Annotated in this window: 23 protein-coding genes; 12 read left to right on the plus strand and 11 right to left on the minus strand. The window is 74.5% G+C overall.

The annotated features are described in order from the left end of the window. Positions 1-47: 47 nt before the first annotated feature. Positions 48-1,031 (plus strand): glycosyltransferase family 2 protein, encoded by a 984-nt coding sequence (locus ACFY61_RS15285; protein ID WP_389471805.1) that lies wholly within the window; start codon positions 48-50, stop codon positions 1,029-1,031. 11 nt (positions 1,032-1,042) lie between these two features. Here the strand turns inward: ACFY61_RS15285 and ACFY61_RS15290 are convergent, their stop codons facing one another. After that, positions 1,043-2,248: a hypothetical protein gene (locus tag ACFY61_RS15290; RefSeq protein ID WP_389471808.1), complete on the minus strand. Its 1,206-nt coding sequence runs from the start codon at positions 2,246-2,248 to the stop codon at positions 1,043-1,045. A 76-nt stretch (positions 2,249-2,324) separates the two neighbouring features. Then, positions 2,325-2,624: a hypothetical protein gene (locus tag ACFY61_RS15295; RefSeq protein WP_389471811.1), complete on the minus strand. Its 300-nt coding sequence runs from the start codon at positions 2,622-2,624 to the stop codon at positions 2,325-2,327. A gap of 108 nt (positions 2,625-2,732) precedes the next feature. Here ACFY61_RS15295 and ACFY61_RS15300 point away from each other — a divergent pair, with 108 nt between their 5' ends. Then, a complete protein-coding gene (locus ACFY61_RS15300; protein WP_389471814.1) occupies positions 2,733-3,272 on the plus strand; it encodes a hypothetical protein in 540 nt (179 codons plus the stop codon). 19 nt (positions 3,273-3,291) lie between these two features. Here ACFY61_RS15300 and ACFY61_RS15305 read toward each other — a convergent pair whose 3' ends face one another. After that, entirely contained in the window at positions 3,292-4,476 is a 1,185-nt protein-coding gene (locus ACFY61_RS15305) for a glycosyltransferase (protein ID WP_389471817.1), read from the minus strand. A gap of 106 nt (positions 4,477-4,582) precedes the next feature. Here ACFY61_RS15305 and ACFY61_RS15310 point away from each other — a divergent pair, with 106 nt between their 5' ends. The 6 genes from ACFY61_RS15310 (at position 4,583) to ACFY61_RS15335 (ending at position 9,841) form a co-directional block, all read left to right on the plus strand. After that, positions 4,583-5,524 (plus strand): ADP-ribosylglycohydrolase family protein, encoded by a 942-nt coding sequence (locus ACFY61_RS15310; protein WP_389472075.1) that lies wholly within the window; start codon positions 4,583-4,585, stop codon positions 5,522-5,524. A 277-nt stretch (positions 5,525-5,801) separates the two neighbouring features. After that, positions 5,802-6,185, plus strand: a complete 384-nt coding sequence (locus ACFY61_RS15315; protein WP_389471820.1) for a peptidase inhibitor family I36 protein — start codon at positions 5,802-5,804, stop codon at positions 6,183-6,185. A gap of 155 nt (positions 6,186-6,340) precedes the next feature. Then, positions 6,341-7,357, plus strand: a complete 1,017-nt coding sequence (locus tag ACFY61_RS15320; RefSeq protein WP_389471823.1) for a DUF1996 domain-containing protein — start codon at positions 6,341-6,343, stop codon at positions 7,355-7,357. A gap of 100 nt (positions 7,358-7,457) precedes the next feature. Beyond that, positions 7,458-8,036 (plus strand): sigma-70 family RNA polymerase sigma factor, encoded by a 579-nt coding sequence (locus ACFY61_RS15325; RefSeq protein WP_389471825.1) that lies wholly within the window; start codon positions 7,458-7,460, stop codon positions 8,034-8,036. Then, positions 8,033-8,761 carry a zf-HC2 domain-containing protein gene (locus ACFY61_RS15330; protein WP_389471827.1) on the plus strand — a complete coding sequence of 243 codons (729 nt, stop codon included), beginning with the start codon at positions 8,033-8,035 and terminating at the stop codon, positions 8,759-8,761. Before ACFY61_RS15325 ends, ACFY61_RS15330 begins: the two co-directional genes overlap by 4 nt. 174 nt (positions 8,762-8,935) lie before the next feature. Further along, positions 8,936-9,841, plus strand: a complete 906-nt coding sequence (locus tag ACFY61_RS15335; protein WP_389471830.1) for an SCO0930 family lipoprotein — start codon at positions 8,936-8,938, stop codon at positions 9,839-9,841. Positions 9,842-9,971: 130 nt separating this feature from the next. Here the strand turns inward: ACFY61_RS15335 and ACFY61_RS15340 are convergent, their stop codons facing one another. The 3 genes from ACFY61_RS15340 to ACFY61_RS15350 form a co-directional block, all read right to left on the minus strand. Next, positions 9,972-11,219, minus strand: a complete 1,248-nt coding sequence (locus ACFY61_RS15340) for an NAD(P)/FAD-dependent oxidoreductase (RefSeq protein ID WP_389471833.1) — start codon at positions 11,217-11,219, stop codon at positions 9,972-9,974. 112 nt (positions 11,220-11,331) lie between these two features. Then, entirely contained in the window at positions 11,332-12,276 is a 945-nt protein-coding gene (locus ACFY61_RS15345) for an RNA polymerase sigma-70 factor (protein WP_389471836.1), read from the minus strand. 112 nt (positions 12,277-12,388) lie between these two features. After that, positions 12,389-12,772: a hypothetical protein gene (locus ACFY61_RS15350; protein WP_389471839.1), complete on the minus strand. Its 384-nt coding sequence runs from the start codon at positions 12,770-12,772 to the stop codon at positions 12,389-12,391. 55 nt (positions 12,773-12,827) lie between these two features. On the opposite strand from ACFY61_RS15350, the gene ACFY61_RS15355 reads away from it, so the two are divergent. After that, positions 12,828-13,193 carry a hypothetical protein gene (locus ACFY61_RS15355; RefSeq protein WP_389471841.1) on the plus strand — a complete coding sequence of 122 codons (366 nt, stop codon included), beginning with the start codon at positions 12,828-12,830 and terminating at the stop codon, positions 13,191-13,193. A 25-nt stretch (positions 13,194-13,218) separates the two neighbouring features. Here ACFY61_RS15355 and ACFY61_RS15360 read toward each other — a convergent pair whose 3' ends face one another. Beyond that, positions 13,219-13,638, minus strand: coding sequence for a hypothetical protein (locus ACFY61_RS15360; protein WP_389471844.1), 420 nt, complete (start codon positions 13,636-13,638; stop codon positions 13,219-13,221). Between the two features lie 47 nt (positions 13,639-13,685). Further along, complete coding sequence (locus tag ACFY61_RS15365; RefSeq protein WP_389471846.1) at positions 13,686-14,345, minus strand: DUF4360 domain-containing protein; 660 nt, start codon at positions 14,343-14,345, stop codon at positions 13,686-13,688. A gap of 286 nt (positions 14,346-14,631) precedes the next feature. On the opposite strand from ACFY61_RS15365, the gene ACFY61_RS15370 reads away from it, so the two are divergent. After that, on the plus strand, positions 14,632-15,237 hold the full coding sequence (locus ACFY61_RS15370; RefSeq protein ID WP_389471848.1) for an RDD family protein: 606 nt from the start codon (positions 14,632-14,634) through the stop codon (positions 15,235-15,237). Between the two features lie 33 nt (positions 15,238-15,270). Here ACFY61_RS15370 and ACFY61_RS15375 read toward each other — a convergent pair whose 3' ends face one another. The 3 genes from ACFY61_RS15375 to ACFY61_RS15385 form a co-directional block, all read right to left on the minus strand. Beyond that, positions 15,271-17,010 (minus strand): NlpC/P60 family protein, encoded by a 1,740-nt coding sequence (locus ACFY61_RS15375; protein ID WP_389471851.1) that lies wholly within the window; start codon positions 17,008-17,010, stop codon positions 15,271-15,273. Positions 17,011-17,147: 137 nt separating this feature from the next. Continuing rightward, positions 17,148-19,160 (minus strand): glycoside hydrolase family 5 protein, encoded by a 2,013-nt coding sequence (locus ACFY61_RS15380; protein ID WP_389472079.1) that lies wholly within the window; start codon positions 19,158-19,160, stop codon positions 17,148-17,150. A gap of 118 nt (positions 19,161-19,278) precedes the next feature. Continuing rightward, entirely contained in the window at positions 19,279-19,578 is a 300-nt protein-coding gene (locus ACFY61_RS15385) for a hypothetical protein (RefSeq protein WP_389471854.1), read from the minus strand. A 154-nt stretch (positions 19,579-19,732) separates the two neighbouring features. Between ACFY61_RS15385 and ACFY61_RS15390 the strand changes: the two genes are divergently transcribed. Together ACFY61_RS15390 and ACFY61_RS15395 are read left to right on the plus strand one after the other, a co-directional pair. After that, complete coding sequence (locus tag ACFY61_RS15390) at positions 19,733-21,175, plus strand: FG-GAP-like repeat-containing protein (protein ID WP_389471856.1); 1,443 nt, start codon at positions 19,733-19,735, stop codon at positions 21,173-21,175. A gap of 218 nt (positions 21,176-21,393) precedes the next feature. Further along, positions 21,394-21,876: a DedA family protein gene (locus tag ACFY61_RS15395; RefSeq protein ID WP_389471857.1), complete on the plus strand. Its 483-nt coding sequence runs from the start codon at positions 21,394-21,396 to the stop codon at positions 21,874-21,876. The last annotated feature ends 47 nt before the right edge of the window (positions 21,877-21,923 follow it).

Below are 21,923 nucleotides of genomic sequence, written 5' to 3' on the forward strand. Positions count from 1 at the left end.
CCGGTTCCCGACGTGCCGCCCCGAGGCCCCTCCCGCATGATGCTGCTGTGTACGGCACACACGGCACCCGCGGCACACACGGCCCAGGCAGTGGCTCCGTCGCGCTGTCGGTCGTCGTCCCCGTCTTCGACGAGGAGGAGGTGCTGCCCCTGCTGGTGGCACGGCTCCGGCCGGTCCTCGACGGCGGCGGCGAACCGTACGAGGTCCTCGCCGTCGACGACGGTTCCACCGACGCCACCCCCCGCCTGCTCGAAGAACTGCGCACCGCCTGGCCCGAACTGCGCGTCGTGACGCTCCGCCGCAACAGCGGCCACCAGGCCGCCCTCACCGCCGGACTGCACCGTGCCCGCGGCGCCCACGTCATCAGCATCGACGCCGACCTCCAGGACCCCCCGGAAGTCATCCCCGACATGCTCGCCCTCGCCCGGGCGGACGGCCTGGACGTCGTCTACGGCGTGCGCGGCGACCGCACCGCCGACAGCCCCTTCAAACGCCGGACGGCCGCCGTCTACTACCGGCTGATGCGCCGGCTGGCCGGCGCGCACGTCCCCGCCCACGCCGGCGACTTCCGGCTGCTGTCCCGCCCCGTCGTCGACACCCTCAAGGCCCTCCCCGACCAGCAGCAGGTCTACCGGCTGCTCATCCCCTGGCTGGGCTACCCCAGCGGCCAGATCACCTACCGCCGCGAGGAACGCGGGGCCGGCACCACCAAGTACCCGGTACGCCGGATGGCCCTGCTCGCCCTGGACAGCGTCACCAGCTTCTCGGCGGTCCCGCTGCGCCTGGCCACGGCGATCGGCGCCGTCAGCCTCGTCGTCTGCCTCGCCTTCCTGGCCTGGGCCCTCACCGTCCACGCCACGGGGAACACCGTCCCCGGCTGGACCTCGCTGATCATCACCATGCTGTTCTTCGGCGCGGTGCAGCTGTTCTGCCTGGGGATGCTGGGGGAGTACGTCGCCCGCATCCACAGCGCCGTCCAGGCCCGGCCCACCTACTGCGTCGCGCACGACACGGACGAGGCCCAGCGGTAGGACACCGGGGCTCACACCACGACGCCGGCGAAGAACATCGCCCCGAACAGGGCGTACTGCGCGGCGCAGGCCACCAGTAGCGGCACCTGCACCCAGGGCGGCACGCGCCGCACCAGCACCAGCGCCACGAACATCTGCGCGTGGTTGCGGTACCAGGACATCTCCGCCCCCGCGAGGAACGGCACGAAGAAGATCGCCACCGCCAGTACGAGCACCGCCCACTCCGCGACGTCGAGCCGGTGGTCCCGGACGAGCCGGATCCCGGCCGTCACCAGCAGCAGCACCAGGAACGCGATGTTCAGCCAGAGCTGCGTCCGGTGCGCGGCGAGCCCCTGCTCCACCAGCCAGGGCAGGTCCCCCTCGGGCCGGTACCAGTCGCTGAACGGGAACGCGTAGGCCTTCCGCATCTCCTCGAACGGCCGGCGCACGTCCCCCTGCCGGTAGCTCGACCGCTGGATGGCCTCGTACGCGTCCCAGCGGCCCGTCGCCCGCCACATCAGCCACTTGGCCCACAGCAGTCCGCAGCCCGCGAGCGCCGCCGACGCGAGGGCCTTCGCGCACCGGACCGGCCACGGGTCGCCCCGCCACGCGAACAGGGCGCTCGACAGCAGCATGCCGACGGCCACGGCCCCGACCGGATGGCAGGCGACCGCGACGAAACCGGCGGCGGCGGCGAGCCCCCAGGCGCCCCGCCGCACCCCGGCGACGCAGACCAGCAGCGCCAGCGTCCCGAAGGCGATCGGGAACACGGCGTGGAAGTAGACGCCGCCCGGGAACACCGCGCCGACGGCCATGGTCAGGCCCGTGGCCGGGGTCAGCCGGGCCCCGAGCAGCCACCACAGCACCGCGAACATCCCCAGCAGGGACGCCTCCGCGAGGACCACGGCGGACACCTCCAGGGACATGCCGGTGGCGGAGACCGCCCGGACCGCCATGGAGTAGCCGGGGAACCAGGCGACGTTCCCGCACAGGACGTCCGGGAAGTCCGCGTAGCGCTCCCGGCACCGGAACATCTCGTAACCGGTCCTGGCGATCGACAGGTAGTGCTCGGAATCCCAGCGGCGCCGGCCAGCGGTGGACCAATAGGCCACCCGCGACCCGTCACCGGCCACCGACAGGCCGGCCACCAGCCACGTGAAGAGGTTCGACACCACCCAGGCGACGGCCGGCGGCAGCAGCGGGGGAAGGCGAGTCACCAGGCCGGTACGAGGGCGCACGAAGATCAGTCTGGCCAACCGCCCCGCCCCCCGCATCCGCGCGGCGCCCCGCTACGGCGGTGGGGTGCGGCGCGGCTCAGTCGATGATCGGGCCGGCCGCCGACCACCGCTGGCCGCGGGGCCGCTGGTGCCCGGACTCCAGGCGGCAGCCGCTCTCGTCCACGACCGCGTAGTCGCCCACGATCTTGTGGGGGTCGCCGTCCTCGTAGAGCCAGACGGTGACGCACCCTTTGGAGACGTAGGTGTCGAACCACACGTCGACCCCCTCCGCCTCCGAGCGGACCGTGAACGCCTCCCCGGGCTTCATCCAGTAGTCCTCGCAGTACGGCTCGACGAAGAGGCAGAGGTCGATGTCGCCCTGATTGCTCACGGGCATGCTGCTCCGGCCCACTGGTCCCCCCAAAGATCGGCCCCCGACTGTCTCCGAACCCTAGCCGGGGTCCGGGAGGACGGGCTGTCGGCGCCGGGGGTTAGGGTCCGGTCCATGGAACCGGAACCCTCCGACGTGTTCGCCGTGCTGGCCGCCCTCGAGGCGGAGCAGGAACGGCTGTTCGACGGTGCTCGGCGGGTGTTCGTGGGCCACGCCCAGCAGTTCGGCGAGTCCGAGGTCAGCGTGGAGCGCGGACTCGTCCTGGCGCCGGTAGGCGGCGGGACGCCGGAGGGCCCCTTCCGCCCCGGGCAGCCCGCGGCGGCCGACTGGCTCCCGGGCATGCAGGTGCGCCTGTCGAACCACTGCGAGGCGGTGACCGTCGTACGCACCGTGGACGAGTTCGGCATGGACGCGCACCTGACGGTCACCCGGGCCGGCTACATCACCTCGACCCTCGTGTGGGCCCAGCTCGACCTGCCCCGGGGGGACCGCCCCGCCGGCTACCACGTGCTCGGCGAGACGACGCGGGAGGCCGCGACCGCACCGGAGGCGCTGGCCGCCCTCCGCGCGGAGATAGACGACCTCCTCGCGATCGACAACCCGTTCGAGGCGGTGGGCCCCCCGGTCTCCGACGCGGACGGGTACTCCTACTGACCGGCGGCGCCGCCCCGGGTCAGGCCGACGCGGCCGACGCGGCGGACAGGAGGACGTCGACCAGGCGGTCCGCCGCGTCCGGACGCCCGTACGCCCGGGCCCGCTGGGCCATCTCCGCGCGGCGGGCGGTGTCGGTCAGGAGCGGGCCGACCGCGTCCCACAGGGTCTGGCCGGTGACCTCGCCGAGCAGGGCGACCGCGGCGCCCGCGTCGGCCAGGTGCCGGGCGTTGTGCGCCTGCTCGTTCCCGGCCGAGGTCGCCAGGGGCACGAACACCGCGGGCTTGCCCAGCGCGGTCAGCTCCGCCAGCGTCCCCGCTCCGGACCGGGACACCACCACGTCGGCCAGCGCCAGCACGTCCGGGAGCTCCGGCCCCACGAAACCGGTCAGGTGATAGCGGCCCGCCAGCACCGGGTCCAGGCCGGACACCGCGGAACGCAGTTCCCCGACGTTGGCGGGGCCGCACTGGTGGACCACGTTGGCGTGACCGAGCAGCCAGGGCAGCACCTCGCGGACCACGTTGTTGATCTGCTGCGCGCCCTGGGCGCCACCGGTGACGTACACGGTCGGCAGCCGGCGGTCGAACCCGGTGAGGCCCAGTGTCTGGACGGCCTTGTCCGCGTGCCCGGTCAGCACCTCCGGCCGGACCGGGTTCCCGGTGACGACCGCCCGCGCCCGCACCTCGGCCGGCAGCAGCGGCAGCGACGACTCCGAGGACACCGCGATCCGCGTCGCCGACCCCGCCAGCTTCCGGTTGGCCAGCCCCAGGCGGACCGTCTGCTCGTGGAGCACCAGCGGGCGCCGGCACAGCCGGGCCGCCAGCCCGGCCGGCACCGCGACGTACCCGCCCGTGGCGAGCACCACGTCCGGCGCGAACTCGGAGACGATCGCCCGCGCCTGCGCCACCCCGAGCGGCACCTTCGCCATGTCCTTCACGTTCGCGGCGGACAGCATCTTCAGCGGGTTCGCCGAACGGCGGACCTTGCCCGTGGCGACCGTGCGGAACGGGATTCCCTCCGCCGGGGCGATCCGCGCCTCCAGCCCGTCGGCGGTGCCGATCCACAGCACGTCCAGCGTGCTGCCGGCCTGCGCCAGCCGCGCCTGCAGGGTACGGACCGCGGTCAGGGCCGGGTACGTGTGGCCGCCGGTCCCACCTCCGGTCACCAGGAGTCGGAACGTACGCGGGATCACCGGAGAACTGTTCACCCGGCCACCCTACTGTCCGCCCGGCCGGGCCCCGCCCGTGCCCCCGGGTGCCGTGCCGCAGCCGGGACGGCACGGATAGCCTGCGCGGATGCAGCGGATGCAGCGGATGCAGCGGATGCAGCGGGCCGCGGGCGCGGTCATCGGCGCGGCGGTGGGTGACGCCCTGGGCGCCCCCTTCGAGTTCGGCCCCCCGGGAGTGTTCTCCGCGAGGTTCCCCGTACCCCGTGGCGGTGCCGGTGCCGGTGGCGAGATGGCCGGAGGCGGCGGCTGGGATCCGGGCGAGGCCACCGTCGACACGCAGATGGCCGTCCTGGTCGCCGAGTCCCTGCTGGAGCGGGGCGGGCTCGACCTGCCGGACGTCTTCGCCCGCTTCCAGCGGTGGGTGGCGTCGGAACCCAAGGACATCGGCCTGCAGACCGAGGACGTCCTGACCAACGGCCTGCCCTGGGACCGCGCCGCCGCGGCCCACTTCCGGGTCAACCGGCGGGCCGCCGGGAACGGAGCCCTGATGCGGGCGTCGACCTCCGCCGTCCACTTCGCCCCTGCCGGCCGGGACGCCACCATGGAGGCGGCCCGCCGTCTCGCGGCCCTCACCCACGGGGACCGGGCCGCCTGGGAAGGCACGGCGATCCACCACGAACTCGTGCGCGTCGCGCTCGACGGCGCCGACCCCCTCGCCGCGCTCCCCGAGGTCCTCGACCTCGTCCACCCCGACCACCACGGCCGCTACGCCACGGTCCTCGCGCCGGACTGGCACCCCGATCGGGCGACCGAGTTCAACGGCGCCGTCTGGCCGTGCCTGGGTTCCGCCGTCTGGGCCCTGCGCACCACCACCGGCTTCGAAGGAGCGCTGCGTGCCGCGATCGACCTCGGCGGGGACACGGACACCGTCGCCGCGGTGACCGGAGCCCTCGCGGGCGCGTACTACGGGCTGGACGCGATCCCCGACCGCTGGACCGCCCCGCTGCACGTCCCCCTCCCCGGGTCCGGCGGACGGGTGCTGCACCTGCCGGAGTTGCTCCGCCTCGCGCACCGCCTCGGCGGCTGAGACGGGCCTCGCGGAGCGACCGGCCCGAGGCGGCCGGCCCGGGGCCGACCGGAAAGGCGCCGGCCGTCAAGGCGCCGCCCGGACAGGGCGTACCGGACACGTGGCCCGCTTCCCACCGTCCCGCCACACGGGACACCGTCTCAGCAGGCCGGCGCCCGGGACGTCCCGGGAGCGCGTCACTTCGCCGGCGGCCCTGGCGGCCCCCGCCGCCCCGCCCGCAGTCTCGATGACGAGCCGGCCGCAGCGGTCGGCCGCCATGACGCGAAGGGGCAACAGCATGCGCATCACCAGGAAGTTCGCGGCCGTGACCGGCGGCATGATGCTCACCGGCAGCCTGCTGGCCGGCACCGCGGGCACCGCGGGGGCCGCCCCCGCCGCCCCGCAGGCACCGTCCGACTGCCCGTCGGGCTACTTCTGCGTGTGGTCCGGCCAGAACTACACGGGCCGCAGGCAGCAGGTCGCCGGGTCCAACGACGACCTCACCCGGTTCGTGGTCTTCCAGAACTTCAAGTCCTGGTACAACCGCGGTGCTTCCTGTGACTTCAAGTGGTACTCGGAGAAGAACCGCGGCGGCAGCAGCGGCATCGTCGCCCGGGGCTACAAGGAGTCCGGCAGCGCGTCCCGCTACATCAAGTCCAACACCTGGGTGAACTGCCGCTGACGGGCAGCCCGCCCGAACCGGAGGGCGCCCCGCCGGGGGCGCCCTTCCCGCGCGGGCCGGACCGCCGCCCACCCCCTGCCGCGCACGACCCGGGGCGCGGTCCCGGAAACCGGCGCGGTTGACGGGGGAGGCGTGCAGCGGTGAACGTGTGCGGCATGGGGAGGAATCGCCGTCTGCTCACCGCACTGCTCTGCCTCGTCCTCGGAGCACTCGTGGCCGCGGCCGTGCTGGGCGCCGGCGCGGCCGGAACGCCGCACAGCCACACGGACGCAGGGCCGGGAGCCGGGCCGGGCGCCGGTCCCGCGCCCGAGGACCACGTCGACATCCGCGACGTACCGCCCGCGCCGGAACCCCCACCGGGCCCCGCCTCCCCGGACGCGTCGACCGGTGCCGTGCGCGTCGACTGCGGCCGCAACGAGGAGAACCACTACAACGAGGACAACCTGGTCGTCTCCCCGGGACTCACCGGTGGCGCCCACCACACGCACGCCTACGTCGGCAACCTGTCCACCGACGCCGGTTCCACGGACGCCGGCCTCGCCGCCGCGCCCACCACCTGCCGGGGCGGCGACCGCTCCACCTACTACTGGCCGGTGCTGCGGCGTCCCGACCTGCCGGCGACCGAGCCGTACGAGAAGGCGGCCGGACACGGCAACACCGGCCGGATCCTGCGGCCCGCCGAGGTGCGGCTGGAGTTCCGCGGCAACCCGGTCGGCAAGGTCGTGCCCATGCCCCGCTTCCTGCGCGCCATCACCGGCGACGCCGTCGCCTTCACCGCCGCCGACGAGACGTCCGTACGGGCCCGCTGGGGCTGCGCCGGCTGGCCCGGCCGGGCCACCACCCGCTACCCGCGCTGCCCCGAAGGCGACCGCCTCACCCGCACCCTGGTCTTCCCCAGCTGCTGGAACGGCCTGGACACGGTCAACGCCGAACGCACTCACCTGCGGTTCCCCGCCGCCAACGGCGTCTGCCCCGGCGACACCTTCCCCGTCCCCGAACTGCGCATAACCCTGGCCTACGAGGCCCCGCCCGCCGGCGCGCCGCTCGCGCTCGACTCCTTCCCCGAACAGCGGCACAGCCCCAAGACCGACCACGCCATGTTCGTCAACGTCATGACGGAGGAGCAGATGGCGGCCGTGGTCGACTGCGTCAACAGCGGCCGGACCTGCTGAACGGCGCCGCCGCCAGGGCGGCGTGACGCGTATCACGTGAACCGTGCCCGTCCCGGCGGCGTGTCGTCCACGACACAGGTGACGGAACGGAGCGGACGAGATGGCCGGACCACTGTGGCCCCGTAGCAGGCGGGGCTCGACCGACGAAGCACTGATCAGGTCGGTGTACGAGGAGCACGGCCAGGCCCTGCTGGCGTACGCCACCCGGCTGACCGGAGACCGCGCCGCCGCGGAAGACGTCGTACAGGAGACGCTGATCCGCGCCTGGCGGCACTCGGACGCCCTGGTCAACGGCAAGGGTTCCGTGCGGGGTTGGCTGCTGACCGTGACCCGCAACATCATCACCGACCGGTACCGGGCCAAGGCCGCCCGGCCGGCCGAGGTCGCCGGTTCCCCGGCGACGCCCCCGGTCGAGGAGGACCACGCCGATTCGGTCGTCGACGCCATGACGGTCATGGGCGCGCTGGACCGTCTCTCCGCGGAACACCGCGACGTGTTGACGGAGTTGTACTACCGGCAGCGCACGGTGGCGGAGGTCGCCGATACCCTCGGCATCCCACCGGGCACGGTGAAGTCCCGTTCCCACTACGCGCTCAAGGCGCTGCGCGAGACGTTCGGAGAAGGTGACCGGCAGAGCGCGCCGCGGAAGCCCGCCGGACCCAGGAAGGTGGTCGCGTGAACCGGCAGCGGCACGAGGAAGAGGAACTGTTCGGTCCCTACGTGCTCGGCGTCCTCGACGACGCGGAGACGCGGCGGGTGGAAGTGCACCTGGCGGATTGCGAGGCGTGCAGGCAGGAGGTGGCCGCGTTGCGGGAGATGGAGGCGGCCCTCGGCGAAGTGCCGCCGGAGGCGTTCCTGGACGGGCCGCCACCGGACGGCGGTGACCTGCTGCTCCAGCGCACGTTCCGCCGCATGCGGGCGGAGCGCGCCGGCGAGCAGCGCCGCCGCCGGGTGCTCGGCGGGCTGGCCGCGGCGGCCGCGCTGGCCGGGGTCTTCTGGGCCGGTACGGCCACCTCGGACGCCGGTACGCCCCTCGCCCAGCCGCCCGCACCCCCGACGGCCACGGCCACCCCGGCCCCGCCGCCGCCCGGCACCCGGGTCGCGGCGGCCACGGACGGCTCGACCGGCGCCCGGATGACGGTGCGGGTGACCCCGGCCGCCGGCTGGGTCCGGGTGCACGCGGCGGTGACCGGAGTGCCGAAGGGGGAGCGCTGCACCCTCGTCGTGGTGGGCCGCGACGGCAGCCGGACCACCGCCGGGAGCTGGGTGGTCGGCGCCGGCGCCGTGGCGGGTGAGGGCAAGGGAGCGGCGCTGGACGGCTCGGCGGCGGTCGACCCCGCCGACGTACGGGCGGTGGTGGTGGAGAACGAGGCGGGCAAGCGCTTCGTGACCGTCCCCGTGTGACCGACCGATCGGCCGACCGACGGGTCGGCCGGCGAGGCGGAGGGCCCCACCAGGAGCCCTCCGCCTCGCAGTTCCCGGAACTCCCGGAAGATTCTTTGAACCAGCCCCCGAGGGGCCGCGTGTCTGAGGTGTCACCGAACCGAACGAAACACTGAACTACGGGGAGACACCATCATGAACCTGCGCAAGCTGGGCGTGGCCGGGGCCGGGACCGCACTGCTGCTGGCAGCCACTGCCTGCGGTCCCCAGGAGACCAAGTCCGACGCATCGGCGCAGGCGCCGGCCGGGGCGGCCGCTCCGGCGGCCGGCGCGTACGGCGACGGCGCGGCCGGGGGAGCGTCGCCGGCCCCGGCCGGCGGACCGCTGGCCGTGCGCGAGGACGCCAAGCTCGGCCCGGTGGTCACCGACGCGGCGGGCTTCACCCTCTACCGCTTCGACAAGGACACCGCCGATCCGTCGAAGTCCACCTGCGACGGCGACTGCGCCAAGGCCTGGCCGCCGGTGCCCGCCGGCGCCAAGCCCGGGGGCGTGGACGCCGCGCGGACCGGAGCGGTCAAGCGGGCCGACGGTACGGAGCAGCTGACCATCGCCGGCTGGCCGGTCTACCGCTTCGCCAAGGACACCGCGCCGGGTCAGGCCAACGGACAGGGAGTGGGCGGCACCTGGTTCGCCGTCACGCCGGAAGGCAAGAAGGCGGGCGTGAAGGAAGCCGGCGCCGGCGCGGCCCTGCCCCAGCTCTCCCTCGCCGACGACCCCGCACTCGGCAAGATCATCCGCGATGGCAAGGGCCGTACGCTGTACCGGTTCACCAAGGACACCGCCTGGCCCATGAAGTCCAACTGCGAGGGCGCCTGCCTGGAGAAGTGGCGGCCCGCCAAGCCGGTGGACGCCAACGCGGTCGAGGGCGTCGACCCGAAGAAGCTCATCGTCCTGACGCGTCCGGACGGCACCCAGCAGCTCACCATCGACTGCTGGCCCCTGTACTGGTTCACCGGTGACAAGACCCCCGGCGACACCCAGGGCCAGGGCGTCGGCGGCACCTGGTTCGCAGTAACGGCCGACGGCAAACTCGCCAAGTAACCCCCACCCCCACCTCGGCCCGGCCCGGACCGGTGAGCAGCCGGATGCCACCCGGGTCCGGACCGGCCGCACCCGCCGCCGCGTGGAGCACGGGGCCCCCGGCCGGGGGCTCCGCGCTCCGCGTCCGCGCTCAGGCCGACGCCCGTACCGTCCGGGCCGCCCCGGCCGTCTCCCGCACCACCCGGCGCCGCCGGACCGGCAGGCCCATCGTGGGGTTGGCGACGCCCCAGGCCGCGCCCTTGCAGACCAGCTCCTTGTACACCGCCGCCACGCGACCCGTCAGCGCCGCCCCGACCGCGCGGTCGTCAGCGGTGACGTACTGGATCAGACCCTCGCCGCGGCCCAGCGAGATGCACTGGTTGAAGTACCGGATCGGCATGTTCGGCACCTTCCCGCCGGTCAGCCGCGCCGCGATCGCGTCGGCCGCCTGCCACGCCGCCGGCGTGCCCGACGCGCACGACATCCGCAGCGGCTTGTCACCCGGCCCCATCGCCAGCGCCGCGTCGCCGACCGCGTACACGTCCGGGTGCGAGACCGAGCGCATCGTCTTGTCCACCACGATCTGCCCCGTACCGGCGAGCTCCAGCGCCGTGGCCCCCGCGATCGGGTGCACCGCGAAACCGGTGGTCCACACGGTGACCGCGGCCGGCACGACCGCGCCGTCCGCCGTGGTGACCCGGTCCGCCCCGACAGCGCTGACCGTGGCGTTCTCGTGCACCGTGATCCCCAGCCGGTCGAACACCTTCCGCAGGTGGCCCCGCCCCTTCGGTGACAGCCAGTCGCCCAGAGCACCGCGCGCCACGAGGGCCACGTCCAGGTCCGGCCGGGCCTCGGCGATCTCGGTCGCCGCCTCCACGCCGGTGAGGCCACCACCGACCACGACCACCGGCCGGCCCGCCTCGAGACCCGCCAGACGCGCCCGCAGCCGCAGCGCCCCGCCCCGGCTCGACACCTCGTCGGCGTACTCGGCGGCACCGGGGACGCCGTGGTCCTGCCAGTCGCTGCCGAGCGCGTACACGAGGGTGTCGTACTCCAGCTCCCCGGCCGCGCCGGCCTCCGCCCCGGCCTCCGCCCCGGCCTCCGCCCCGGCCCCGGCCCCGGCCGCGTCCACGACCGCGACGGTCTTGCGGTCGACGTCCACGCCGGTCACCTTCGCCAGCCTCAGCCGGACCCCCGTACCCGCGAACATCTCGCTGAAGGGACGGGGCCGCAGGTCCTGCCCGGCCGCGAGCTGGTGCATGCGCACCCGCTCCACGAAGTCCGGCTCGGCGTTGACGAGGGTGATGTCGACGTCGTCGCGGTGCAGCCGCCTGGCGAGACGGCCGGCCACGATGGCTCCGGTGTATCCGGCGCCGAGGACGATGATGCGGTGCTGCATTTCCCTACTCCTGTCTGCCGGGATCCGCCGCTCTGTCGTGCGGTTCCGACCCTTGAACCGGGCAGCCCCCGGTTTCCTGACAGGTGTGGAACGTGAACCACGTCACATGCGCTCAGAAGGCGCGGAACAGCGGCTCCCCGCGGTCCGTGCCCGCCCACACCGCACTCGCGCGGTCCAGCTTGTCGGGGTTGACCTGGTTGCGGAACGAGGCGATGCCCTCCGGCGTGACCTCCACGCACATCACGCCGACGACCCGGTCGCCGACGACCGCCACCACGGCGGGGCGGCCGTTGGCCTCGGAGAGGAAGATCCCGGCCGAACCGCCCACCAGGGCCCGCTTGGCCGGTGCGGGCCTGAACAGCCCCCGCATGAACCGCGCCACCGCCAGGGCACCCTCGAACGGCTTGGCGCGCGCCGGCACCTTGCCGCCGCCGTCACCGATCGAGACGGCGTCGGCGGTCAGCAGCCGTACCAACGGCTCGGTCTGTCCGCTCGTCGCGGCCGCCAGGAACTCCTCGACGATCCGCCGCGCCGCCTCGGCGTCGATCTCGGTACGCGCCTTGCCGTCCGCGATGTGCTTCCTGGCCCGGTGGAAGACCTGCTGGCTGGATGCCTCGCTGATGTCGAGGATCTCGGCGATCTCCCGGTGCGGGTAGTCGAAGGCCTCCCGGAGCACGTACACCGCGCGCTCGTTGGGCGACAGGCGCTCCATGAGCGTCAGGACCGCGTACGACACCGACTCGCGCTGCTCGGCGGTGTCGGCCGGGCCGAGCATCGGGTCCCCCTCGAGCAGCGGCTCGGGAAGCCACTGGCCCACGTAGGTCTCGCGCCGGACGCGCGCCGAAGTGAGCTGGTTCAGGCAGAGGTTGGTCAGGACCTTCGTCAGCCACGCCTCGGGCACCTCGATGCGCGCGACGTCAGCCGCCTGCCAGCGCAGGAACGCCTCCTGCACGGCGTCCTCGGCCTCGCTCGCGGAACCGAGCAGGCGGTAGGCGATGGCTTCCAGGCGCGGCCTGGCGGCCTCGAACCGGTCGACGTCATTCATGGTCAGCGGCATGGCCGGATCCTAACCGGGCCCCGGAGCGAACGCCCCGGCCCCCGGCCCGGGTCCGCCGGCGCTGCCGACCGGGAGCGGCCCTGACGGAGGGTCAGTCGCCCGGATCCTCGCCCTACTCGCCGTCCTGCTCGTCGTCCTGCTCGTCGTCCGGCTCGGCGAACGGTTCGTCGAACGGCTCGTCGTGCCAGCGCCAGCCGGCGGTGCCGTCGGCGTGGACGTGCAGCAGGAACTCGGCGACCGGGGAGCCGTCCGGGAACGCCATGGTCAGCCCGGCCCGGAGCCGGTCGTAGCAGGCGTCGGCCCGGTCCCAGTCCTCCCGTTCGACCGCTCGTTCCTGTTCGGCGAAGACGGCGCGGAAGGCGTCGAAGCCGGGGAGTTCCTCCACGGTTCCGTACGTCCAGGGCATGTCGGCGCCGGTCACGGTCAGCCGGGCGATCTCCCGGTCGCCGTGGCGGAGCAGCCAGACACTGCCGGGAGTGGGTTTCGGGGTGGTCACGAGTCCATCATGGCGGCCACCGCTGACGTACGGCCCCGGCGGGTACGCTCCCGGGATGGAACGAGCTGAGGTCCTCAAGCGTGTGATCGGCATCCTGACGGAGGCTCAGGAGATCCGGCGGGCCGCGGAGGCCGGCGAAGGGGACACCGGCGGCGAGGCGCAGTCCCAGGCGCTCACCCAGATGCTGAGCGAGATGCTGCCCGTGGTCCGGGTTCCCGCGGACGCCACCCCGCTGGAGGTCGCCCACCTGGTCGCCCGGGCGAACGCCCCGGTCCTGCGGACCATCGTCTCCGGGTTCAGCCTGGCCTTCACCAGCCTCGCCATGGTCCACGACGCCGGCCGGACCGACGTCTCCTCCGTCGAGGTGCTGCAGACACTGGCGCTCCAGGTCGAGGCCGGTTACTTCGACGAGGGCGCCTGATCGCGCCCGCTCGCGCCCCCGCCGTTCACCTTCCGTGCAGGAAGGACCGGGCCGGCACGAAGACCTCGTGACCGGTCGCGAAGCGGACCCGCACGCCCGACTCCGTCCACGTGGCGGATTCGACGCCCGCCGATGCCGGGGCGGCGTCGACGTCCAGCCAGTGTCCGTAGGCCAGGCCGGGATCCCGGCCGACCACCAGCCGGTACGAGTGACGCCCGGACAGGGTGTGGATGTGCACCAGCCCCAGGAAGTGCGGCGACCCGTCCTCGTACGCCACCGAGGACGGCGCGGTGCCGCGGTACGCGACCTCGGTGCGCGGCCACCACAGCACCGTCAGCACCGCACCGCACGACAGGACACCTGCCACGACGCCCGCCAGCACCCGCCACATCCCGGAGGCGCGGCGGGTGCGCGCGGTCCGTCCGGCTCGCTCGGAAACGGTCACGCCGGTGAGGACGCGAATCCGGGGCGGCCGGTTGTGTCCGCGGGGGATCAGGTGCCGGGGCACTCCCGCCAGGCCAGGTGGTACACGGTGCTGATGTCGCCGTCGGTGGAGTCCATGGTCATGTAACTGGCGGAGGCGGGCGCCGACGTGCCCTTCTGCACGCGGAGTTCGGTGTTGATGTTGAAGTTCCGCTGCACGCCGCACGGCGCCCACACCAGCTGGGCCCAGTCCGTCTCGTCGGTGGCCTGCCAGTTGTCCTCGTACGGCCCGCCGAAGTGGTGCTCGCGGGAAGCGGTCTGCGGGGAGCCCTGGAAGTAGTACGAGGCCTTCGCCGTGCCGGCCGCGCCGGGCGCGAGCGAGGCGTACCCGCGGTAGTCGGCGCTGGCGATGGCGTAGGTGAAGCCGTGGGGCACGTGCACGACCAGGTTGAGCTGGCAGTTCCTCCGCGCGGCGGTGGCCGGTGCGCCGCCGCCTACCTGGGCGACGTACTGGCTGTAGGTCACCGTGAAGGCGGTGTTGTCCTGGGACACGGCGACGGCGGCGGTGTCCTTCGGGCATCCGGACCCGTTGACCGTCGCGATGTCGATGACGATCCGGTCCGGCGGCGGGTCCGTGATCGACGACGGGCCCTGCTGGGCGGGCAGGGCGGGCAGGGCGGTGGCGAGCAGCAACCCGATCGCACCGCTCGCGATGAGTCCTCCGGCCATGTTTCTCCGATCCGCTGCGTGGAAGGACCGGCCGGGCCCGGCGGGGCCGCGGTCCGGTGGGGCGGGGTGGGGGAGTACGGCCGGCGGAGGCCGTGGGGAGGGGGCTGTTCTGCCATGGCCATGACAAGGGTTGCGGTCGCCCGGACCGCTGCGGGCGGGCCGGACAGCGAAAGCGTAGGAGCTGCCGCCGGGTGCGGCCAGGGTCCGGATCGGCCAACTGCGCCGCGGGGGTGGCGGGTGGCTGGTGGGGGTCCGGCGTGCCTCGTGCATGCAGCAAGATGTGGGCATGAGCACGTCACCACCGAACCACCCGTACCAGGGCTACCAGGGGCACCAGGGGTACCCGCCGCACCAGGGGTACCAGCCCCACCAGCCTTACCAGACCCAGCAGCCCCACCCGCAGCAGCAGCCGTACGGCCGGCCGCTCCACGCCCACCCCCCGCGGCGCGTGCCGAACCCCGCCGGCCAGGGGCGCCGGCTCGTCGCCGCCACGCTGGACCTCGCCCTCGCGGTCAGCGTCCCGTACGTCCTGGCCCGCGGTGAGGAAGGCCGGCCGCTCACCGCGCTCGCCGTGCTCACGGCCGTGTCCTTCCTCAACCAGGTGCTCCTGACGGCCCTGTTCGGGGCCAGCGCGGGCAAGCTCGTCACGGGGATCCGCGTGATCCGCGCCACCGACGGGCGGCGGGCCGGCTTCTGGCGCGCCGCGTACCGGTGGCTGTGCGGCCTGTGCTGGCTCCCCCTCCAGCCGTACTACGGGCTGCGGGCCTTCTTCCGCGGCCTGGGCGGCGGCGGGCCCGCCCGTGGGACCGTCACCGACAACGACGACGGCGAGCTCTACCACGCCGACCTCGCCGGACTGCGGTACGCCCGCCGCGCCGACCTCGTCGGCTGACCGGCCCGACCCCTCCGCGGGGCCGGCCCGCCGTCAGAGGCGGTGCACGGTGTGCAGCGTCGTGTCGTACGTGCCGCCCCCGTCGAGCAGCGAGGCACCCGCGACGTCGGCCATGGTCGGCCCGTTGACCGTCTTGCGGCTGGAGACGAAGCGGGCTCCGCCCAGCGCGTCGACCCCCAGGTAGACCCCGACGTGGTCCACCTGCCCGTCACCGTCGGCGTCCCAGAACAGCAGGTCGCCCGGCTGGAGGAGGGCGATGACCCCCGCGGTGGAGCCGGTGGTGCGGGCGAGGCGGACGCCGGGCGCGCGGTCGGCCATCTGCTCCGACGTGCGCGGCAGCCGGGCCGGCGAGGCGTCGTTCACGTCCGCCACCGGCACGCCCATGTGGTGGCCGTACACCATCCGGGTGTAGCCGGAGCAGTCCAGCGAGCCCGCGAACGCCGGGTCCGCGGCCTTGACCTTGCCGTTCGGGAAGGTCCAGTCGACCCCCATGAACTCGTGGAAGTCCGCTCCCACCGTGCGCTCGCCGTACGTGTCGGCGGGGCTGTAGGTCGCCTCGCCGAGCACCTTCCGGCCGGCGGCCGGCCCGGCACCGGCGGTCACGGCGGGCCCGCCCGGCAGGAACGCGGCCGCGTACGCGAGGGCGTCCGGCGCGAGGGAGCCGATCCAGCCCCGCACGGTCTGCTCCAGCGCCGGCGTCCACGTGCCGTCGAAGGGCTCGGGCAGCACCCGCACCCAGTCGCCGTGGGTGACGCTCGGCGGGGTGGCCCACGCGGCGTCGTGCACCTGGAACCTCGTCGCGGTCAGGGTGACGGGGAGGCTGGTGCAGCCCTGGTTGGCAAGGGCGCGCAGACCGATCCGCCCCTTGGCGGCGGAGCCGCTGCCGCTGCCGCCGGCGTCGGTGACGTCGACGTTCCACGCGCCGGGCTGTGCGCCGGACGCGCGCCACGCCTTGACCCGGACGCGGGAGCCCTCGCGCAGGACGCGTATGGCCCACGGCGTGCCGGCGGGCACGCCGGTGGCGAGGCCGACGGCGGCCGCGAGCGCGGTCGCGGTACCGCCGCTCACCTTCTCCACCCGCAGCTCGACGGCGCCCGTGGTGAGGAAGGAGAGCCGGGCGCGGTGGTGGTTCTCCGGCGAGGTGTAGCCGAAGACGAGGGCGAACGAACAGGCGTCCCCGGCCGGCACCTTGTCGAAGCCCGCGACGGCCTCGACGTCGACGTCGGTGATCCCGTCGTCCTTGAGGGTGGCGTAGCGGCTCGCCCCGGCGGTGGTGAGCGCGACGCGGCCGCGCCCGGGGGTCACGGAGAAGTCGCCGGTGGCGCCGCCGTCGGTGTCCCAGGTGCCGCCGCCCGGTGAGTTGCCCCAGTACGGCCGGGTGAGCGGGTCCCGAGCCGGGTCGGGCAGCGTGCGGTCGAAGGCGTCGGTGAACGGCCGCTTGTTCTCGGTGAAGGTGCGGAGGGGGCCGGGCACCAGCACGGTGCGGGCGCCGCGCGTCAGCAGGGCGACGCGGCGGCCGCCGGAGGTGACCTCGGTACGGGACGGCGTGCCGGGCAGGACGGTGGTGCCGAGCGGGGACGAGAGGGTGACGTGCGTGAACCAGGAGGCGTCCAGGGGCGCGACGGTCACGGCCGACGCGGGGCCGGCGAGCCCGGCCGGCGGCGGGGCGGGGACGGAAGCGCGGGCCTGCGGCGCGGTGGCGAGGGCGGAGAGCGGAACGGTGGCGGAGGCGGCGATGGCCGACAGCAGGGTGCGGCGGGACGTGGAGGTCATGCGTACATGATCCGCACCCGCGCGGCCAGTGCTTCGCCCGGGCACACGGGGCTCTGCCCCGCACCCCGCTCCTCAATCGCCGGAGGGGCTGGAAGTGGCCCCCGGAGCCGGCCCGCAGGGCCGCACCCCGGGGGCGCTCAGGGAGCCAGTCGACGGCACATGAGGGCGGCCGGGGAGCCCTGGCTGCCGACGCGGGTGGTGAAGGCGATGCCCGCCGCGTACTCGTCCGCGGCGCACTGCCCCTTGTACCGGCCGTACGCGTAGTCCCCGCCCGGCCCACCGGCCGGGCGGGCGTCGCCGCGGTCGAACCACACCGTGCGGCCGGCCGTGCCCAGTGCCAGGCGGGCCGGCGCGCACAGGGCCGACGACACCCGGGCCCCGCGCACGGCGTACCCGATGAGGAACTGCCCGGCCGGGCACTGGTACTTGGTGTAGCCGCCGGCCCAGTCGCCGCCGGGCGGTACGTACCGCTCGTCCCGCACCACGGTCTGCTCGGGGCCCGCGGCGCGCAGGTCGCCCGTCCCGGTGTCGGTGCACAGTCCGCGCCCGCCGGTGTGCGAGAGCCCGGTCAGCCGAAGCCCGTCCGGGCAGGCGGCCTTGCGGGCCCCGGAGTCCCAGTCGCCGGTGGAGCGCACCCGCAGGGACTGGACGAAGTCCCGGTGGTCGGTGGTCAGCTGCTGCCACCGCGGCGTCACGGGCACCTCACCGGTGCGACCGGTGGCGGACATCAGCCGGTGCCAGACCGGGCTCCGCCAGTCACCCGCGTCGAGCAGACCGGAGCGCGTGCCGTCGGGCGCGTAGCGCAGCAGGGCCCAGCTGTCGTGACCGGCCCAGCCGACCAGCGGCCAGTACGCGAAGTCGGCGTCGGCGCCGATCAGTTCGTCGGCCATGTTCGCGAACCAGGCGCGCGGCGCGGGGTTCGTCTCGTCCGCCCCGATGCCGAACTCGCTCACCCACACCGGAGCGGTGAAGTGCCGGCCCCCGCCCTCGCCGGACACGAAGAAGGCCTGATCGGTGAGGACTTGGTGGAGCTCGGCCCGGGACAGGTCCTGGTAGCGGGGGTCGCTCGTCTCGCCGATGCCCGTGGCACCGCTGTGGTTCGGGCCGGTGTAGCCGTAGAAGTGCGCCGAGTAGACCAGCTTGCCCGAGCGGACGAGGGTGTGGGAGAGGTCGCGGGCGGGGGTGAGCGTGGGGCGGCCGTGCGGGAAGCCGTCGACGGGGATGCCGGTCCAGTTGATGCCCTCGATGACGACCAGCAGCTCGGGGTTGGCCTCGGTGAGGATGCGGTCGGCGGCCTCCTGGGCGGCCGCGTGCCAGTCCCGGTCGTCGCCCAGGCCCCAGTTGGGGTCGTCCCACACGTTCCGCCGCACCTCGTTGTACAGGTCGGCGCCCACGACGCGGGGCTCGGAGCGGTACCGGCGGGCCATGAACACCCAGTCGTCGGCCCACTGGCGGGTCGACTGGGCGGTGTTCCAGCGTTCGTTGCCGTCGACGCCGCAGCACCAGCGGGTCGTGATGGTGTGGTTGTTGAGGATCACGGCGAAGCCGTCGGCCGCCAGCGCGGCGACCACGGCGTCGAACACCTGGAGCGGCGTCCTGCCGCGCAGCGCCGGGTTCGCGGCGACCGCGGAGTCCGGGACGGGGGCGGTGGTCCGGATCATCTCGTTGGAGTAGGGCAGCCGGATGCTGTTCAGCCCCAGACGGTGGAAGTCGGCGAGGAGGGCGGGCAGCGGTACGCGGTCCAGGCCCAGCGGGATGCCGTGGGAGTCCTGGCCGGCGTGGTGGGACGCCGGGTCGCCGATGTCGCCGGACCCGGACCAGGAACCCTGCGCCCCGTCCCAGTTGGCCGCCGTCAGGCGGAACCGGTCACCGCCGGCGTCCACGACGTACCGGCCGCGGGTGGACAGCGGCGGCCGCCACGCCGCGGCCAGGGCCGCCCCCGCGGGGGTCACCGCCGACGCCGCGGACGGGACGGCGGGCCCAGGGGCCGGCGGGGCCGCAGGGCCGGGACCGGGCGCGGATGCGGACGCGGTAACGGATGCGCTCGCGGCGCCGGCCGGCGCCGCCGTCACCCCTGCCACCCCCGCCAGGCCCGTCACCGTCCCGGCCAGCGCGAGCCACAGCGCCGCGCCCCTCCCGAGCTTCCGCATCGACAGCCCCACGCCTGCCACCCGTCCACCACCACCCGGCCGATGTACTTCCAACGGGCGTAAATTACTGGCGAGTTAGGCAGAGCACCACCCCTTGGACGGAGCGGCGGCAACGCGGTCAGGAACCCAGGAGCACGGCCATGAACACGGCGGTGAGGGCCAACTGGGCCACGGCGGCTCCCCAGAACCGCCCCCACGCCAGAGCGAGTGCCACCGCGACGAGCACCCCGCCGGAACCGACCAGCTCCCATACGGGCACGGTCGGCTCCTCGCCGTCCTTCGCGGCGGCCCAGCCGCCGATGCCCACGACCAGCCACGCGTAGCCGGCCGGGAGGAGGTTGAAGGGCATCACGGCGAGCAGCGCACCGAGGTTGGCCAGGCCACTGCGCGCTCCACGCGAGGTCCGGGTCTTCGTCATGCCCCCACCCTGCCCGGCCGGCCGCCCCGCGGGATGAGTACCCGTACCCAGACCGCCTGAGTTCGAGCCGGCCGAGAGGTCGCGTACAACCATTCGACCGCGGCCCGGGTCTACTGGCCGGTCCGTAATCATCCCCGAACCGAGGAACCGCCCCGTGAAACGCCAGCCCACCTCCCGCGCCGCACTCGTCACGCAGGCCGTGCTGACCGCCGCGGCGGTCACCGGCGGACTCCTCCTGCCCGCTCCGCCGGCCCTCGCGGCCCCGGCCGCGCCCGGGGCCGTGCGGCCGACCGTGCAGGCCGACTTCAACGGTGACGGATACGGCGACATCGCCGTCTCCGCCCGCTACGGCAGGGTCAACGGGATCGACACGGCCGGGCGGGTCGCGGTGGTCTACGGGGGCCCGGCGGGACTGGACCCGCAGCGCCGTCAGGTCCTCGACGAGGCGACCCCCGGCGTCCCCGGCGAACCCGGGGTCGGCAACCTCTGGGGCCTGAACTCCGCGCCGGGTGACTTCGACGGTGACGGTTTCACCGACCTGGCCGTCGGCGCCGTCGGGGACAGCGGCGGGTACGGCAGCGTGACCGTGCTGTGGGGATCGAAGGGCGGGCTGACCGGCGGCACCGTCGTGGCCGACCCCGAGCCGCGCACCACCAAGCTCGCGAGCTGGGGCGGGAAGCTCGGTGCCGGGGACTTCGACGGCGACGGCCGGGACGACCTCACCGTCGGCTACAGCAGGAAGTCGCTGAACACCCTGTACACGTACACCGCTCTCGGACGCGCCGGGACCGGGCGCGCCCCCGCCAGGACCGTGCTCCCGTTCTCGCTGGTGCCCGAGACGGACCGGATCCGCAGCGGCGACGTCGACGGAGACGGCGCCGACGACCTGCTGGTGCGCGGCTGGGCCCGCTCCGGCGCGTACGAGTGGCCCATCCGCTGGGTCCCGGGCGGCGCCGGCGGACTGCGGCCCGACGCCGCCAGGACCGTCGCCCTCGGCAACGAGAAGGCCGTGGGCGACATCGACGGCGACGGCTTCGACGACATCGTGGCCGCGGACCCGTACGCACGCAATGGCGCCGGCCACGTCAAGGTGACGTACGGCTCGGCGGGCGGGCCGTCCACCCGGGTGGCGTGGCTCCACCAGGACACCGCGGGCGTGCCCGGTGCGGGCGAGTCGGGCGACGGCCTGGGGGTCTCCGTGGCCATGGGCGACGTCGACGGCGACGGGAAGCAGGACGTCGTGGTCGGAGCGAAGTACGAGGACGTCGGGGCGTACCGGCAGGCCGGCTCCGTCGTCGTCTTCAAGGGATCGGCCAAGGGCCTGACCGGCGCGGGCGCACGGGTGCTCCACCGCGCCTCCGCCGGGATGCCCGGTACGCCCCGGTCGGGCGAGGAGTTCGGGGAGAAGGTCGAGATGACGGACGGCGACGGCGACGGCCGTGCCGACCTCGTCGTCGCCGCGAACGACTCGGTGACGACCCTCCGCTCGGACGGCACCGGCATCGTCACGACCGGTGCGCGCCTGATCGGCCCGGCCGACGTCGGGATCTCCACCACCCCGTACACCCCGGACTTCGGCTCGGACCTCTTCGGCTGAGCCGCCCGGCGCGCCGCCGCCGACCGGGCCCTGTACCCGCCGTATGCGCGTTCGGTTAGGCTGGCCTTGCCTGGCGTGTGGGCCCGGGCGTGACGGGCAGAGGCGGGCGCAGGTGGGAGACGGTGATCGGGCTTTGTGCGCGTCGTGCGCCCGCTCGGGCGGGACGCCCGTGGTGACCGGCGGCGCGGGCTCCGGCCGCGCGCCCGGGACGGGGCGTCGTGGATAAGATCGCGCTCACGGCCGGAGCCCTGTACGTCATCGTCCTGCTGCGCGCCGGGGGGACCTTCGCCGTCGGGTGGCTGGCGGGCGCCGGCGCCCGCCGCAGCCGGTTCGCGGAGCGGATCTCCTCGGCCAGGTTCGAGCGCGCCGAGCGCGCGATCCAGCGGTGGGGCGCGCCGGTGGTGGCCGTCTCGTTCCTGACGGTCGGCTTCCAGACCGCCGCGAACTTCCTCGCGGGCAGCATGCGCATGCCGCTGCGGCGCTACCTGCCCGCCCTGTTCGTGGGCGGAGCCGCCTGGGCACTGATATACGCGACCGCGGGGCTCGGCGTGCTCGAAGTGCTGGCGAGGCTCTTCGCCGAGCGGACGGCCCTCGGGGTGTCCGCCGTGGTGGTCCTCCTGCTCGCGGTGTGCGGGGTCGTGGCGTACCGCAGGAGGAGGGCGGCCCCGCCCTCCGGCGGCGCCACGCCCGACGGAGCTTGAGCCCGTCCCGCGCAGGCGGCGCGGGCCCGGAGGGCGCGGGTGCGTCC

The sequence above is a fragment of the Streptomyces sp. NPDC012888 genome (assembly GCF_042900645.1).
Classification (GTDB): domain Bacteria; phylum Actinomycetota; class Actinomycetes; order Streptomycetales; family Streptomycetaceae; genus Streptomyces.